The following is a 15,192-nucleotide window of genomic DNA, read 5'->3' on the forward strand; positions in this document are numbered from 1 at the left end:
AATGATCGATGGATGACCGTCTCGGGGCATTGAATTCACTACCTCGGCGACCTGTTGATCGCATCGGTCACAAAAAAAGCTCGAAATATCAGCCAGATCGTGCGACACACCGGCTCAATTGGCAGATGGCCTCACGCAAACCCCTCTACCGTGTGAGGCGTGAGCAGCAGCGGCCTCATCTACGCAGTCATTGTCGGGGCCTGGGCCGCCTACTTGGTGCCGATGTGGCTCCGTAGGCAGGACGAGCTGAACGAGGCCCGTCCGACGGAACGCTTCAGTACGGCCATCCGGTTGCTGTCCGGACGGGCGGGGATGGAGCGCCGATACGCCAAGGACCTGCGGGCGCGCTCCACCGAAGAGGGGGAGCCCAGCGCCGTGGACCCGGGCGCGGTCACCGATTCGGTGGACGTCCGGGCCTTCGCCATGCCTCCGACCCGGCCACAGGCGCAGGCGGCGGTCCAGGCGCAGGCGCCCGCGCGGTCGGAACAGGTACGTGAACAGGTGCGTGAACCGGCGCGCGCATCCGAGAGTGCGCCGCCCGCGCGGAGGCGAGTTCCGCCCGCCCGGCGCACGCCGGCGGAGGAAGCGGCCGCAGCGCGCGCCCGGCGTACGAAGGTGCTCGCGCGCCGTCGGCGTACGACGGTCATGCTCTTCGTCGCCTTCTCGCTCGGCGCGATCGTCGCCGCGGTCGGGGGGCTCACCTTCCTGTGGGCGCCCGGCGTGCCCGCCGTGCTGCTCAGCGCGTACATCGCGTACCTGCGCTCCCAGGAGCGCAGGCGTTTCGCCTACCAGATGGACCGGCGCCAGGCGGAGGCCGCCGCGCAGCGACTGCGCGAGCGTGCGCGCCAGCCGCGCCGACGCGCCTCCGTCGACGCGAGCGCCGACTCCGAGGAGCCGGACGAGGGTCCCGAGCCGGAGACGGACCCCGGAATGTCGGCGCTGGCCGCGGACCGGCGTGCGCTCGTCGAGCAGACCGATCACGCGGAGTGGGTCGACCAGCAGCGTGAGCGGCAGCAGCGGCCGGGCCACGGTGACAGCTGGGATCCGGTGCCGGTGCCGCTGCCGACGTACGTGACCGCGCCGGTCGCGCCGCGGGCCACCTCCGACGTGGATCTCGGGGCGCCGGACGCGTGGAGCTCGGCGCGGTCCAGTGCCGTCACGCCCGAGCAGGAGGCGCGGCCCGATGCGCGGGACGCGGGAGCGGAGGAAGAGGCCGCCGACGCGGAGGACAAACCGGCGGCGGACGGTCGCACTGACGCCCGTCGCGCCGCCTCCGCCCGTCGCGCCCGTGAGCGTGGCCGTACGCCGCTGTTCGACCAGTACGAGGACGGCGACCGGCCGCGCGCCGCGAACGAGTGACCCAGGTGGTTTGACCAGCCGGGAACGGATTTCCAAGCACCCGGACGAGGATGCTAGAGTTTCACTCGTTGCAAGGGCCTGTGGCGCAGTCTGGTAGCGCACCTCGTTCGCATCGAGGGGGTCTGGGGTTCAAATCCCCACAGGTCCACCGCAATGACTGTTCTTGAGCTTGCTCAGGGGTAGTTGACGAAGATCCCGCCCGATCTGACCGATCGGGCGGGATCTTCGCATTTCGCTTCGCGAAACGCCCTCTCAGGCCTGCCTGTTGGAGACCGAGGCGCGCTGTTCCAGCCGCCTCAGGGCCAGCTCGCCCCACTTGAGGTTGTCCCGTTCGAAGGGCGGATCCGTCGTCGCCCGGACCGTCGTCGTCGCCCTGAAGTCAGCGGGGCGTCACCGGAAGCAAGGCCGGTCGTTTGGCCTCGCGGCCGTCGCCGGAGGAGCGGCCGCGTAGCCGTCGGCCGAGCCAGGGGCCCAGGAAGGAACCGGCCCAGCGCAGTTCGGCGCCGAGCGCTCGCAGACCCGTGGGCAGGGGTGCGTCGGGAGGGGGCAGCGGCTGCGTCCAGTCGCCGTCGCTGTCCGGCAGGTCGAGGGCGTGGGCGACGGCGGCCGCGATGCGCGCGTGCCCGAGCGGGCCGGTGTGCAGGCGGTCGGGGCTCCAGAGCCGGGGATCGGTGCCCACCGGGTGGTGTGCGAGGTCGGCGACGGCGACGCCGTGCCGGCGCGCGGCCTCCCGGATCCGGTCGTTGAGGGCGGCGATCCGCGGGCCGACCGGGCGGGCCAGTGGAGCGACCCGTGAGATGTCGGGGAAGGTGAGCGTCGCGACATGGGCGCCCTGGCCGGTGAGCGCGGCGAACATGGTCTCCAGGTGGCCGGCCACCTGATCGGCGTCGAAGGACGGGCGCAAAAGGTCGTTGACGCCGGCGACGACCGTGGCCAGGTCCGGCCTCAGGAGCAGGGCCGGTTCGAGTTGCTCGGCGTGCACCTGTCCGGCCAGGCGCCCGCGTACGGCGAGGTTGGCGTACTGGACGCCCGGACTGTGCCGTGCGATCTGCTCGGCGAGCCGGTCCGCCCACCCACGCAGACCCCGGGCGTCGTCGCCGTCGCCGACGCCCTCGGTCTGGCTGTCGCCCAGCGCCACGTACCGCAGAAACCCATGGCTGGCCATGGCCGACCCCCTCCGTCACACTCCGCGCGCGGGCGCACGGGACCCGCCGCGCAGACCAACCACTGAATTAAGCACCTACTAACATTATTGACTATACGACGGCTTGCAGTGCAGGGCGAGGGTGCTCGCCCGCCTCGGAAGCCGAGGCCGCCACAGCCGAGGCCGCTACAGCCGCTTCGCGAAGCACCGGCTCGACTCGTAGTGCCGGTAGTAGCCGAACTTGGCACACGGCTCGAATCCGCTGGACGTGTAGAGGGCTATGGCCTCCGGCTGTTCGGTGCCGGTCTCCAGGACCATGCGTCTGCGGCCGGCCGTGCGGGCGTCCTCCTCCAGGGCGGCCAGCATCCGGCGGGCGAGGCCGCGGCCACGCATCGCGTCTATGACATACATCCGCTTGAGCTCGGCGTCCCCGTCGACGTTGCCCTCTTCGTTGGTGTCCCGGGCGCGCCAGCCGCCCGTGGCGACGGGGGTGTCGTTCTCGTCGTACGCGATCAGATAGACGCCGTTCGGCGGGTCGAAGTCCGACGGGTCCAGGGTCGTGGCGTCGCCGCCGTCGCCGTAGCGCAGGTGGTACTCGGCCTGGACCTGGTCGTTGAGCTTGACCGCGTCGGGGTGGTCGAAGGGGACGCGACGTATATTCATGTTGATCACCGTATGTCGAATCATTCCAAAGCGGGACTCGGTCCAGTGTGCCGGTATCGTGCCGGGGTGCTCACTGTGACTTCCGCCAATGTGAACGGACTGCGCGCCGCCGCGAAGAAGGGCTTCGTGGAGTGGCTCGCGGAGACCTCCGCCGACGTGCTCTGCCTCCAGGAGGTGCGTGCGGAGCCGCAGCAGCTGCCCGAGCACGTCCGCACCCCCGACGGCTGGCACGTCGTGCACGCGCCCGCCGCCGCGAAGGGCCGGGCCGGCGTCTCCCTCTACACCCGTCGCGAACCCGACCGCGTCCGGGTCGGCTTCGGTTCGTCGGAGTTCGACGGCAGTGGCCGCTACGTCGAGGCCGACCTGCCGGGCGTCACCGTCGCCTCCCTCTACCTCCCCTCCGGCGAGGTCGGCACCGCGCGACAGGACGAGAAGGTCCGCTTCATGGACGAGTTCCTCGTCCACCTCAAGGACCTGCGCGAGCGCTCCGCCGCCGACGGCCGAGAGGTCGTGGTCTGCGGCGACTGGAACATCGCCCACCAGCAGGCCGACCTCAAGAACTGGCGGGGGAACCAGAAGAGTTCGGGGTTCCTGCCGGAGGAGCGCGAATGGCTGACCCGGGTCTTCGATCCGGCGGACGGCGGGTACGTCGACGTCGTGCGGGCGCTGCATCCGGACGTCGAGGGGCCGTATACGTGGTGGTCGTACCGGGGGCGGGCGTTCGACAACGATTCAGGGTGGCGCATCGACTACGAGGTGGCCACGCCCGGGCTCGCGGCCAAGGCCGTCAAGGGTTACGTCGAGCGGGCGGCCACGCACGCCGAGCGGTGGTCCGACCACGCGCCGGTCACCGTGGTCTACGACCTCTAGTCCCGCTTGCGCAACCGGCGGTCACCGTGGTCTACGACCTCTGGTCCCGCTTGCGCAACCGGCGGTCACCGTGGTCTACGACCTCTGGTCCCGCTTGCGCAACCGCCGGTCCAGCGCCAGCGACAGCTCCGCCTCCACCACGCTCCGCGCCAGCGGGCGCATGCGCTGGAGGTCCTCCTCGGGGGCGTGGCGCAGGACCAGTTCGGCGAACATGTCCGCGAGGGCGTCGACGTGTTCGCGGACGCGTTTGCCGGCCTCCAGGACCTCCGCCAGGGGTATGCCCTCGCGGACCAGGTCCGACGAGACGTCCAGGAGGCGTCGGCTGATGTGGACGATCTCGTCGCCGTCGGTGCCGAGGTAGCCGAGTTCCAGGGCGGCGGCGAGGTTCTCGGGGGTGACCTGGCCCTCGAAGCGGGCGGCGAGTTCCTCCGGGGTGAGGCGGACCGGCTCCTCCTCGGTGGGGGTGGCGACGCCGAGCAGGTCGGCGACGTCCCGGCCGTGATCGAGGGCCTCCGCCAGTTCCGCGATACCGGTGAGGGTGTGGCCGCGTTCCAGCAGTGCCGCGATGGTGCGCAGGCGGGCCAGGTGGTGGTCGTCGTACCAGGCGATACGGCCCTCGCGGCGGGGCGGCGCGATCAGCTTGCGTTCGCGGTAGAAGCGCAGGGTGCGCACGGGGATGCCGGCCAGTCGGGCCAGCTCCTCCATGCGGTACTCGCGTGGTGCCTCGGGTCGTCCAGCGTCTTCTGCCACGTCCGCAGCCTATGCAGTACCAGCGGTAACTTTCCTTGCCCCTGCCCCTACCCATGAGTACGGCACTGCTCTACTCTCCCCATTGCGCCAGTATTCACTGGCGGGGTCGAAAAGGCGATGCGTGGAGGCTTCGGGATGGCCGAGCACGAACACGAACATGTGCGGGTGGCGGTGATCGGGTCGGGGTTCGGCGGACTCGGCGCCGCCGTGCGGCTGCGGCGCGAGGGTGTCACCGACTTCGTCGTGCTGGAGCGGGCCGACAGTGTCGGCGGCACCTGGCGGGACAACACCTATCCGGGGTGCGCGTGCGACGTGCCGTCCCACCTGTACTCGTTCTCCTTCGCGCCCAACCCCGACTGGCCGCGCACCTTCTCCGGGCAGGAGCACATCCGCGCGTACCTGGAGCACGTCGCCGACGTCTTCCGGCTCCGCCCGCACATCCGGCTGAACTCCGAGGTCAAGATGATGACCTGGAACGCCGAGCGGCTGTGCTGGGACATCGAGACGGCCGGCGGCTCGCTCTCCGCGGACTTCGTCGTGTCCGCGACCGGCCCGCTGTCGGACCCGAAGATCCCGGAGATCCCGGGGCTCGACTCGTTCCCGGGCAAGGTCTTCCACTCCGCCCGCTGGGACCACGACTACGACCTGCGCGGCAAGCGCGTCGCGATGGTCGGCACGGGTGCCTCCGCCATCCAGATCGTGCCGGCCGTCCAGCCCCTCGCCGGGCGGCTCACCCTCTTCCAGCGCACCCCGCCCTGGGTGATGCCCCGCGTCGACCGGGCGATCACCCCGGCCGAACGCGCGCTGCACCGGGCGCTGCCCTTCACCAGCCGGCTCCGCCGCGGACTCCTGTGGGGCATCCGGGAGTTGCAGGTCCAGGCGTTCACCAAGCGCCCCGACGAACTGGGCCTGGTCGAGAAGCTCGCCAAGCGGAACATGGCCCGCTCCGTCAAGGACCCGGCCCTGCGCGCCAAGCTCACGCCCGACTACCGCATCGGCTGCAAGCGGATCCTGCTGTCGAGCGAGTACTACCCGGCGCTCGCCAAGCCGAACGTGGACGTCGTCGCCAGTGGACTGAGCGAGATCCGCGGGTCGGTCCTGGTCGCCGCCGACGGCACCGAGACCGAGGCCGACGTGATCGTCTTCGGTACGGGCTTCCACGTCACGGACATGCCGATCGCCGAGCGGGTGGTGGGCGCGGACGGCCGTACGCTCGCCGAGTCCTGGAAGGACGGGATGGAGGCCCTGAGGGGGGCTTCCGCCGCCGGGTTCCCCAACTGGATGACGATCATCGGGCCCAACACCGGCCTCGGGAACTCCTCGATGATCCTGATGATCGAGTCCCAGCTGAACTACATGGCCGACTTCGTACGGCAGTTGGACGTCCTCGGCGGCCGGGTCGCCCTCGACGCCCGTCCCGGTGCCGTGCACGCCTGGAACCGGCGGGTGCAGGAGCGCATGAAGCGCACGGTGTGGAACACGGGCGGCTGCGACAGCTGGTACCTGGACGCCAAGGGGCGCAACACCACCATCTGGCCGGGGACCACGGGCGAGTTCCGGCGGGTGACGCGGCGGGTGGATCTGACCGAGTACGAGGTGCTGCGCAAACCCGTCGGCGAGTCCGTCGGCCAGTCGTCCGTCGGCCAGTCGTCCGTCGGCCAGTCGTCCGTCGGCGAGGAGGCGGTCGCATGAGTCGCCTGATGTACGTCTCCTCCGGGCCCTACGCCCCACCCGTCCCCGCCCGCGAACTCACCGCCGTCTCCGCCGACGGTGCCCGTCTGCACGTGGAGGTGCACGGACCCGAGGGCGCGCCCGCCGTCGTCCTCGCCCACGGCTGGACCTGCTCGACCGCCTTCTGGGCGGCGCAGATACGGGACCTGGCCGCCGACCACCGGGTGATCGCCTACGACCAGCGCGGCCACGGACGCAGCCCGGCCGGCCTCGCCTGCGGTACGGACGCACTCGCCGACGACCTCGAAGCCGTACTGGAAGCGACCCTCGCGCCGGGGGAGAAGGCCGTGATCGCCGGTCACTCCATGGGCGGGATGACCGTGATGGCAGCGGCCGGACGGGCCGGATTCCGGGAGCACGCGGCGGCCGTACTGCTGTGCAGCACGGGTTCGTCACGGCTGGTCGCCGAGTCGCTGGTGATACCGATGCGGGCGGGCCGGCTGCGGACCGCTCTGACCAAGCGGATCCTCGGCTCGCGCGCCCCGCTCGGACCGGTCACGCCGCTGGCCCGGCGCATCCTCAAGTACGGGACGATGGGCGCCGGTTCGGCCCCGCACATGGTCGAGGCGTGCGCCCGGATCGTGCACGCCTGTCCGCGCAAGGTGCGGTACGCCTGGTCGGAGGTGCTCGGCCTGCTCGATCTCGACCACGGCGTACGGGAGTTGACGGCACCGACCGCGGTCGTCGTCGGCTCGGCCGACCGGCTGACGCCCCCGGTGCAGGCCCGCGCGCTGGTCGCCGCACTGCCGAACTGCGTGGGCCTGACCGAACTGCCCGGCGTCGGCCACATGACACCGGTCGAGGCGCCCGAGCTCATCACCGCGAAGATCCGTGCACTCGTCACCACGTACGCGCAGCTCAAGGAGGGTGCATGACCAGGGTGAGCCTCGAAGGGCAGGTCGCCGTCGTCACCGGAGCCGCGCGCGGCGTCGGGGAGCTGCTGGCCCGCAAACTGTCCGCGCGCGGGGCGAAGGTGGCGCTGGTCGGGCTGGAACCGGACGCGCTCAAGCAGGTCGCCGAGCGGCTGCACGGCGACAGCGCCCACTGGTACGCCGACGTCACCGACCACGAGGCGATGGCCCGCGTCGCCGAGGAGGTCAAGGAGCGGTTCGGGAAGGTCGACATCGTCGTCGCCAACGCGGGCGTCGCCACCGGCGGTCCCTTCGTCGACTCCGATCCCCTGGCCTGGCGACGGGTGATCGAGGTCAACCTGATCGGGTCGGCGGTGACCGCGCGGGCCTTCCTGCCGTTGCTGACGGAGAGCCGGGGGTATCTGCTGCAGATCGCCTCGCTGGCCGCGATCACGCCGGCGCCGATGATGACCGCGTACTGCGCCTCCAAGTCGGGCGTGGAGGCGTACGCGCACAGCCTGCGCGCCGAAGTCGGGTACAGGGGCGTGCGGGTGGGCGTCGGGTACCTGTCGTGGACCGACACCGACATGGTGCGCGGCGCGGATCAGGACGACGTGATGCGGGAGTTGCGGCAGCGGCTGCCGTGGCCGTCCAACAAGACGTATCCGCTGGGGCCGGCGGTGGACCGGATCGTCGCCGGGATCGAGCGCAGGTCGAGCCATGTCTACGGCCAGTGGTGGCTGCGGGGGATGCAGGGGGTGCGCGGCTGTCTGCCCGCGGTCATCGGGACCGTCGGACAACGGGAGATGCGGCGGTTCGCCACCCGCCTGGAGGGCATCCGGACAGGGCTCGTCGGTGCAGGTGGGGCGGCCGATGAGGAGGCTCGCGCTACGCACCGTGACTGATCGACATGCGTCCTGTGACCGCCCGTGTGAATCTGGTCGAGGCCCCGCCAAGGGGCCCCAGCATCCACCCACCACGGGAGTGAACCCACATGGGTATGAAGGACAAGTTCCAGGACAAGTCGGAGCAGTATCAGGAGCAGGCCAAGCAGAAGGCCCAGCAGGGCCGGGAGAAGGGCCAGGAGCGCGGCCAGCAGGGCCAGGAGCGCGGCCGCCAGGGGCAGGACCCCATGCGCGAGCGCGACGAGGAGACCGAGCGGATGCAGCGCGAGGAAGAGGACCGCTTCGCTCAGGACTACGACGCCTGACGCCTGACGCTGTGGCCGGCTTCGGCCCATGAGACGTGGGGTGCCCTTCATTTGGAAGGGTGCCCCACGTTTTGCTTGCGTTGTGGGTCCGTTGTGGGTGCCTTGTCGGGTGCCGGCCGGTGGGGCTTGTCGCGCCACCGCGCCCTGGGGAATCGGCCTTGCCCCTCTCTCAATGGCGCGGCGGCAGTTCGGGCCTTGAGTGGTTCGGGACGTTCGAGTAGTTCGGGGGCGTTGCAGGGGGGTTCGTTTCCAGTAGGTCGAGCGCCAGTTTCACCGCGTCGTCCAGCTGGGCGTGCCTGCCCTCCGCCCAGTCCAGCGGGGTGCGGAGGATCTCCAGGTCCGGGATGACGCCGTGGTTCTCCACGGACCAGCCGTACGCGTCGAACCAGGCCGCGTTCATCGGCACGGTGATCACCGTGCCGTCGCCGAGTTGGTGGCGGCCGGTCATGCCGACGACTCCGCCCCAGGTGCGTTGGCCGACCACGGGCCCGAGCTTGAGGAGTTTGAAGGCCGCGGTGATCATGTCGCCGTCCGAGGAGGTCGCCTCGTCGGCCAGGGCGACCACGGGCCCGCGAGGGGCGCTGGAGGCGTACGACACCGGCTGGGCGTCCCGTGTCAGGTCCCAGCCCAGGATCCGGCGGGTCAGCTTCTCCACGACCAGTTCGCTGATGTGGCCGCCGGCGTTGCCGCGGACGTCCACGATCAGTGCGGGCCGGGACACCTCCATGCGCAGGTCCCGGTTGAACTGGGCCCAGCCCGAGCCGCCCATGTCGGGGATGTGCAGATAGCCGCAGCGTCCGCCGCTCAACTCCCGTACGACGGCCCGGCGTTTGGCCACCCAGTCCTGGTAGCGCAGCGGTCGCTCGTCGAGGAGCGGTACGACCGCCACGCGCCGCGCCCGTCCCTCCCCCTCCGCCGAATCAGAGGGGCCCGAGGGGCCTTCCTCGGAAGGGTGGTGGTGGGTGACGGGTCGGGCGAACGTCAGCTCCACCGTCGTACCGCCCGCTCCCGCCAGCAGCGGATACGGCCCGGTCACGGGATCGACCGGCCGGCCGTCCACGTGGGTGAGCACCGCGCCTTCCCGGATGCCCGTGCCGGCCAGCGGGGAACGCGCCTTGGAGTCGGAGGAGTCGCCGGGCAGGATCCGCCGGACCGTCCAACCGTCGTCCCGTCGGACGAAGTTGGCGCCGAGGAGCCCCTGCCGGCGCTGGTAGTGCGGCGGGCCCTCGTTGCGGCGGGCGGCGGAGACGTAGGCGTGGGAGGTGCCGAGCTCGCCGAGCACCTCGCGCAGCAGGTCGGCGAACTCGTCGGGGGAGGCGACCCGTTCGACCAGCGGGCGGTACTGGTCGAGCACCGCGTCCCAGTCGATGCCGCACATGCCGGGGTCCCAGAAGTACGCCCGGATGAGCCGGCCGGCCTCCTCGTACGCCTGGCGCCACTCGGCGGCCGGGTCGACCTTGTGCAGGATGCGGCGCGAGTCGATCCAGACGGTGGAATCGCTGTCGCCCATTTCGTTGGACGGCACCGCGCGCAGGTCGCCCTCGTCCACGACGACCAGCCGCGAGCCGTCGCCGCTGACCGCGAACCAGTCCAGGTGCTCGACGAGTTCGGACTTCTTCGCCTTGGTGATGTTGAAGAACTCGAGGGTCGGCCGGCCGCTGGTGTCGTCCGGGTTGGCGAACGTCTCGCCGAGCGCCCCCGAGATCGGCCAGCGCAGCCACACCAGGCCGCCGCCCGCGACCGGGTACAGCGCCGAGTACTTGGAGGCGGTCACCGGGAAGGGAGTCACCCGGCTCTCCAGGCCCTCCGCCTCGACGGTCACCGTCCCGTCGCCGCCCTCGTCCTCCTCCACCGGGTCGAGGCCTCCGGCGGCCGGCCGGCCCTCGGGATTCAGTGCGAAGGGGGAGGGGGTGGCCGAGGACAGGGGGACCAGGTACGGGCGGCAGCCCAGCGGGAAGGACAGGTCGCCGGTGTGCACGTCGTAGACGGGGTCGAAGCCGCGCCAGGACAGGAAGGCGAGATACCGGCCGTCCCTCGTGAACACCGGGTTCTCGTCCTCGAAGCGGCCGTTGGTGACATCGACGATCAACCGGTCCTTTATCCGCGCCATCTTGATCTGCCGCAGCGAGCGCCCGATCCCCGGATGCGACCACGTCAGCCATGCCCCGTCCGGCGAGAAGGCGAGGTCGCGCACCGGCCCGTTGATCGAGCGGATCAGCTCGGTCACCTCGCCGTCGGAGTCCTCGGTCCCCTCGGCGGCAGTCGCGTTGTCGGACACCGCGATGAGGAGCAGCCGTCCGTCGTGCGAGGCGATGGCGAGGCGCTCGCCCTGCGGGTCGGAGACCAGCTCCAGCACCCGTCCCAGCTCGCCGGAGGCCAGCCGCCGGGGCTCACGATCCCCGGTCGCCCTCGGGAGGTAGGCGACCTCGATCGCGTCCTCGCCCTCCGCGTCCGTCACGTACGCGACCTGGCCGACCGAGCCGAGCATCTCCGGGAGCCGGACGCGTACGCCCGGGGTGTCGGTCATGGTGCGGGCGGGCCCGTCGCGATGCGTGAGCCAGTACAGGCTCCCGCGCACCACCACGGCGCTCGCGCGGCCCGTCTCGTCGACCGAGATGCCGTCCACGTGCTGGGTCGCCGGGACCTGGTACGTACGGCGTCCCGCGCGCGGCCCGCCCAGCCGTACGTCGAGCCGGCGGGGCACCGAGTCCGCGCCGAGGCCGTCGACGATCCACAGGTCGCCCGCGCACTGGTACACCACCCGGGTGCCGTCGCTCGCCGCGTGCCGGGCGTAGAAGGCGTCGTGGTCGGTGTGGCGGCGCAGGTCGGAGCCGTCGTAGGCGCACGAGTAGAGGTTGCCGACGCCCTCGTGGTCGGAGAGGAACGCGATCCGGCCGCCGACGAACATGGGGGAGTGGAGATGGCCCCGGAGATCGGCCAGCAGCCGCTCCCCGTGCAGCCACAGCCTCCCCGTCGCCCCGCCCCGGTAGCGCTTCCAGGCGGCCGGCTCGTGCGGCGGGGTGCCGGTGAGGAGCAGGGATTTGCGCTCGCCGTCGAGGTCGGCGACCTGGATGTCGGAGACCGGACCCCAGGGGAGTTTGCGGCCGGGGTCGCCGTCGGGGTGGACCTTGTAAGCCCAGGTGAAGTACGAGAAGGGCTCGCCGTGGGAGGCGACGGCGAGGATGGCGCTCCTTCCGTCCCTTTCCGGGGGTGTCCATCCGCAGACCTGGGTGTCGGCGGACCCCCAGTGGGTGAGCTGGCGGCCGGGACCGCCGTCGACCGGCACCAGATGGATCTCCGGGACCAGACTCCGCCAGCTCGTGTACGCGATATGGCGGCCGTCGGGCGAGAAGCGGGGGTGGCCGACCTTGGTGCGGTCGACGGTGAGCCGCCAGGCGCGGCCGGGGCCGTCGAGGGGGGCCAGCCAGAGGTCGTCCTCGGCCACGAAGCACAGCAGCTCGCCGTGGAGATGCGGAAGGCGCAGATAGCTCACCTGCCCATGCTTCTCCGGTGGATGGACCCGGGCAACTCGTGACATTTGCCCGTGGCGTGACCCACGACACGAACGAAACCGTTTCGTTTCGCTGATGGATGCGCTACATTCGTGACGTACGAAACCGTGTCGTTCGGAGTGGGAAGGTGAGACGGATGGCTGAGGCCGCAACGGTGCGTCGCAGTCGGATCACGCCCGAGCGCGAGGCCGAGTTGTACGCGGCCGTGCTCGACCTGCTCCGGGAAGTCGGCTACGACGCCCTCACCATGGACGCCGTGGCCACCCGCACACGATCCAGCAAGGCGACGCTCTACCGCCAGTGGGGCGGCAAGCCCGAGCTGGTCGTCAAGGCCATGCGGCACAGCAAGCCGGGCAATACCGGCGATGTCGACACCGGCTCCCTGCGGGGCGACTTCCACACCCTCGTGTCACGCGAGGACAACTGCACCATGGAGCGGAACTCCGACCTGATGCGGGCGCTGGCCATGGCGGCCCACTCGAATCCGGATCTCATGCGGGCACTCAAGGAGCTGCTCGTCGAACCGGAGATGGGTGAATTCCAAAAGGTCATGCAGCGCGCGGTGGACCGCGGTGAGGTCCGGGCCGACTGCCCGGCGCGTGAATTCGTCGTGCACATGATGGTCGGCGCCTTCGCCACCCGCACGCTGATCGACGAGCTGCCGCCCACGCAGGAATTCCTTCGTTCGTACATCGACGCCGTCGTCCTCCCCGCCCTCGGCGCCCCCACCACCTGAGACCTCCCCGCCAGTCACCACCTGACGTCACCGCTCAAGTCGTCGGGACGATCACCCCTGCCACCCACCGGGCTGATCACCCCTTCCCTGCACACCACACGACCTGACCGGGAGTACGCCCTCGTGGCCACGTTCCTCTACAAACTCGGCCGGCTCGCCTTCCGGCGACGGCATTTCGTCGCCCTGATATGGGTCGCCCTGCTGACGCTCGCCGGCGTCGGCGCGGCCAGCGCCCCCTCCGCGGGCTCCACCTCCTTCTCCATCCCAGGCACCGAGGCGCAGAAGGCCTTCGACCTGCTGGAACAGCGTTTCCCCGGCGCCAGCGCCGACGGAGCGACCGGGCGCATCGTCTTCAAGGCGCCCGAGGGCCAGAAGATGACGGACGCCGCCAACAAGGCGACCGTCGAGAAGACCGTCAAGGAACTGGGCGACGGCTCCGAAGTCGTCTCCGTCACCGACCCGTTCACGACGAACGCCGTGAGCAAGGACGGCACGGTCGCCTACACGTCCGTGAAGTACGACGCCCCCGGCATGGAGCTGAAGGACGCGACCCGGGACGCCCTCGAGGCGGCCGCGGACGAGGCACAGGCCACCGGGCTGACCGTCGACGTCGGAGGCGACGCCCTGCAGGCCGCGGCCGAGCCGGGGGCGGTGGGCGAGATCGTCGGTCTCGCCATCGCCGCGGTCGTCCTCGTCGTCACCCTGGGCTCGCTGGTCGCGGCGGGGCTACCGCTGCTGACGGCGATCATCGGCGTCGGCATCGGCGTCTCCACCATCACCGCCCTCGCCAAGGCGCTCGACCTCGGCGACACCACCTCCACACTCGCGCTGATGATCGGTCTCGCGGTCGGCATCGACTACGCGCTGTTCATCGTCTCCCGCTACCGGAGCGAGCTGGCCGAAGGCCGTGACCGCGAGGAGGCGGTCGGCCGCGCCACCGGCACCGCCGGTTCGGCGGTGGTCTTCGCGGGTCTCACCGTCGTGATCGCACTGGCGGGCCTCTCGGTCGTCGGCGTCCCGATGCTGACCAAGATGGGCCTCGCGGCGGCGGGCACGGTCGTGGTGGCCGTCCTCATCGCGCTGACCATGATCCCGGCGCTGCTCGGGTACGCGGGCAGGAAGGTCCGGCCGACGGGCGAGAAGCGCAAGCGGCGTGGCGGCGACACGTCCGAGGCGCCCGCGAAGTCCGAGGCGCAGGCCAAGCCCGGCATGGGCACCCGTTGGGCGAGCTTCGTCATCCGCCGTCCGGTCGCCGTGCTGCTGCTCGGCGTGGTCGGTCTGGGTGCGATCGCCGTTCCGGCCACCCAGCTGGAGCTCGGCCTGCCCGACGACGGCTCGCAGCCGACGTCCACCACACAGCGCCGGGCGTACGACCTGCTGTCGGAGGGCTTCGGCCCCGGCTTCAACGGCCCCCTGATGATCGTGGTCGACGCCAAGGACAGCGACGACCCCAAGACGGCGGCCACCACGGTCACCGACGGGATCAAGGGTCTGGGGGACGTCGTGACGGTGACCCCGGCGGCGTTCAACAAGGCCGGCGACACCGCGACGATCACCGTGATCCCGGACTCCAAGCCGTCCTCGGTACAGACCGAGGACCTGGTGCACGCCATCCGTGACCAGGGCACCGACGTCGAGGCGGACACGGGCGCGAGGGTCCTGGTCACCGGTACCACCGCGATGAACATCGACTTCTCGCAGAAGCTCACCGACGCGCTGATCCCGTACCTGGCCCTGGTGGTCGGCCTCGCCTTCCTGCTCCTGATCGTGATCTTCCGCTCGATCCTGGTCCCGCTGAAGGCGGCCCTCGGCTTCCTGCTCAGCGTGCTCGCCGCGCTCGGTGCCGTGGTCGCGGTCTTCCAGTGGGGCTGGCTCGGCGGTCTGATCGGTGTCGAGGAGACCGGCCCGATCATGTCGATGATGCCGATCTTCATGGTGGGCGTGGTCTTCGGTCTCGCGATGGACTACGAGGTCTTCCTCGTGACCCGCATGCGGGAGGCGTACGTCCACGGCGAGTCGCCGAGCCAGTCCATCGTGACCGGCTTCCGGCACAGTGCCCGGGTCGTGGCCGCCGCCGCGGTCATCATGATGGCCGTCTTCGGCGGCTTCATCAGCTCCAGCGAGTCGATGATCAAGATGATCGGCTTCGGTCTGGCGATCGCGGTGTTCTTCGACGCGTTCGTGGTCCGCATGGCGATCGTCCCGGCGGTGCTCGCGCTCCTCGGCAGGAAGGCCTGGTGGCTGCCGAAGTGGCTGGACCGCGCCCTGCCGAACGTGGACGTCGAGGGCGAGAGCCTGCGCACGCAGGACGACATCAAGGACGCGGATCCGGACGAGGACCGGAAGCTGGTGCGCGTCTGACGCGT

At 70.8% G+C, this 15,192-nt stretch carries 12 protein-coding genes and 1 tRNA gene; 9 read left to right on the plus strand and 4 right to left on the minus strand.

Annotated features, from left to right (window positions below; translation table 11 throughout):
- The first annotated feature begins 159 nt into the window (after nucleotides 1-159).
- Both glpR and ADK57_RS39405 read left to right on the plus strand, forming a co-directional pair.
- Nucleotides 160-1,359 carry a gephyrin-like molybdotransferase receptor GlpR gene (gene glpR / locus ADK57_RS39400; RefSeq protein WP_053754520.1) on the plus strand — a complete coding sequence of 400 codons (1,200 nt, stop codon included), beginning with the start codon at nucleotides 160-162 and terminating at the stop codon, nucleotides 1,357-1,359.
- 74 nt (nucleotides 1,360-1,433) lie between these two features.
- Nucleotides 1,434-1,507: transfer RNA gene (locus tag ADK57_RS39405), tRNA-Ala, on the plus strand.
- Between the two features lie 231 nt (nucleotides 1,508-1,738).
- Here ADK57_RS39405 and ADK57_RS39410 read toward each other — a convergent pair.
- Both ADK57_RS39410 and ADK57_RS39415 read right to left on the minus strand, forming a co-directional pair.
- A complete protein-coding gene (locus ADK57_RS39410) occupies nucleotides 1,739-2,524 on the minus strand; it encodes an SGNH/GDSL hydrolase family protein (RefSeq protein WP_053754521.1) in 786 nt (261 codons plus the stop codon).
- 165 nt (nucleotides 2,525-2,689) lie between these two features.
- Entirely contained in the window at nucleotides 2,690-3,166 is a 477-nt protein-coding gene (locus ADK57_RS39415; RefSeq protein ID WP_107091759.1) for a GNAT family N-acetyltransferase, read from the minus strand.
- 66 nt (nucleotides 3,167-3,232) lie between these two features.
- On the opposite strand from ADK57_RS39415, the gene ADK57_RS39420 reads away from it, so the two are divergent.
- Complete coding sequence (locus ADK57_RS39420; RefSeq protein WP_053754523.1) at nucleotides 3,233-4,036, plus strand: exodeoxyribonuclease III; 804 nt, start codon at nucleotides 3,233-3,235, stop codon at nucleotides 4,034-4,036.
- A gap of 75 nt (nucleotides 4,037-4,111) precedes the next feature.
- Here the strand turns inward: ADK57_RS39420 and ADK57_RS39425 are convergent, their stop codons facing one another.
- Nucleotides 4,112-4,741, minus strand: a complete 630-nt coding sequence (locus ADK57_RS39425) for a MerR family transcriptional regulator (RefSeq protein ID WP_053754524.1) — start codon at nucleotides 4,739-4,741, stop codon at nucleotides 4,112-4,114.
- Between the two features lie 180 nt (nucleotides 4,742-4,921).
- Between ADK57_RS39425 and ADK57_RS39430 the strand changes: the two genes are divergently transcribed.
- From ADK57_RS39430 to ADK57_RS39445, 4 genes are all read left to right on the plus strand, one after another.
- Nucleotides 4,922-6,478: a flavin-containing monooxygenase gene (locus ADK57_RS39430; RefSeq protein WP_053754525.1), complete on the plus strand. Its 1,557-nt coding sequence runs from the start codon at nucleotides 4,922-4,924 to the stop codon at nucleotides 6,476-6,478.
- Nucleotides 6,475-7,392, plus strand: a complete 918-nt coding sequence (locus ADK57_RS39435) for an alpha/beta fold hydrolase (protein WP_053754526.1) — start codon at nucleotides 6,475-6,477, stop codon at nucleotides 7,390-7,392. Before ADK57_RS39430 ends, ADK57_RS39435 begins: the two co-directional genes overlap by 4 nt.
- The gene (locus ADK57_RS39440) at nucleotides 7,389-8,273 is read left to right on the plus strand and encodes an SDR family oxidoreductase (RefSeq protein WP_053754527.1); all 885 of its coding nucleotides are present in this window, start codon (nucleotides 7,389-7,391) and stop codon (nucleotides 8,271-8,273) included. Before ADK57_RS39435 ends, ADK57_RS39440 begins: the two co-directional genes overlap by 4 nt.
- Nucleotides 8,274-8,362: 89 nt before the next feature.
- Entirely contained in the window at nucleotides 8,363-8,578 is a 216-nt protein-coding gene (locus tag ADK57_RS39445; protein ID WP_053754528.1) for a hypothetical protein, read from the plus strand.
- Nucleotides 8,579-8,747: 169 nt separating this feature from the next.
- Here ADK57_RS39445 and ADK57_RS39450 read toward each other — a convergent pair whose 3' ends face one another.
- The gene (locus tag ADK57_RS39450) at nucleotides 8,748-12,071 is read right to left on the minus strand and encodes a S41 family peptidase (RefSeq protein ID WP_053754529.1); all 3,324 of its coding nucleotides are present in this window, start codon (nucleotides 12,069-12,071) and stop codon (nucleotides 8,748-8,750) included.
- Nucleotides 12,072-12,226: 155 nt separating this feature from the next.
- On the opposite strand from ADK57_RS39450, the gene ADK57_RS39455 reads away from it, so the two are divergent.
- Together ADK57_RS39455 and ADK57_RS39460 are read left to right on the plus strand one after the other, a co-directional pair.
- Nucleotides 12,227-12,826 (plus strand): TetR/AcrR family transcriptional regulator, encoded by a 600-nt coding sequence (locus tag ADK57_RS39455; protein ID WP_053754530.1) that lies wholly within the window; start codon nucleotides 12,227-12,229, stop codon nucleotides 12,824-12,826.
- A gap of 123 nt (nucleotides 12,827-12,949) precedes the next feature.
- Complete coding sequence (locus tag ADK57_RS39460) at nucleotides 12,950-15,187, plus strand: MMPL family transporter (RefSeq protein WP_053754531.1); 2,238 nt, start codon at nucleotides 12,950-12,952, stop codon at nucleotides 15,185-15,187.
- The last annotated feature ends 5 nt before the right edge of the window (nucleotides 15,188-15,192 follow it).

The sequence above is a fragment of the Streptomyces sp. MMG1533 genome (assembly GCF_001279775.1).
In the GTDB taxonomy this organism is placed as follows: domain Bacteria; phylum Actinomycetota; class Actinomycetes; order Streptomycetales; family Streptomycetaceae; genus Streptomyces.

Excerpts from the sequence above, each read along its gene's own strand:
- ADK57_RS39415 (WP_107091759.1), bottom strand. The coding sequence starts at position 3,166 with ATGAATATACGTCGCGTCCCCTTCGACCACCCCGACGCGGTCAAGCTC.
- ADK57_RS39430 (WP_053754525.1), top strand. The coding sequence starts at position 4,922 with ATGGCCGAGCACGAACACGAACATGTGCGGGTGGCGGTGATCGGGTCG.
- ADK57_RS39435 (WP_053754526.1), top strand. The coding sequence starts at position 6,475 with ATGAGTCGCCTGATGTACGTCTCCTCCGGGCCCTACGCCCCACCCGTC.
- ADK57_RS39410 (WP_053754521.1), bottom strand. The coding sequence starts at position 2,524 with ATGGCCAGCCATGGGTTTCTGCGGTACGTGGCGCTGGGCGACAGCCAG.
- ADK57_RS39440 (WP_053754527.1), top strand. The coding sequence starts at position 7,389 with ATGACCAGGGTGAGCCTCGAAGGGCAGGTCGCCGTCGTCACCGGAGCC.
- ADK57_RS39455 (WP_053754530.1), top strand. The coding sequence starts at position 12,227 with ATGGCTGAGGCCGCAACGGTGCGTCGCAGTCGGATCACGCCCGAGCGC.
- ADK57_RS39425 (WP_053754524.1), bottom strand. The coding sequence starts at position 4,741 with ATGGAGGAGCTGGCCCGACTGGCCGGCATCCCCGTGCGCACCCTGCGC.
- ADK57_RS39445 (WP_053754528.1), top strand. The coding sequence starts at position 8,363 with ATGGGTATGAAGGACAAGTTCCAGGACAAGTCGGAGCAGTATCAGGAG.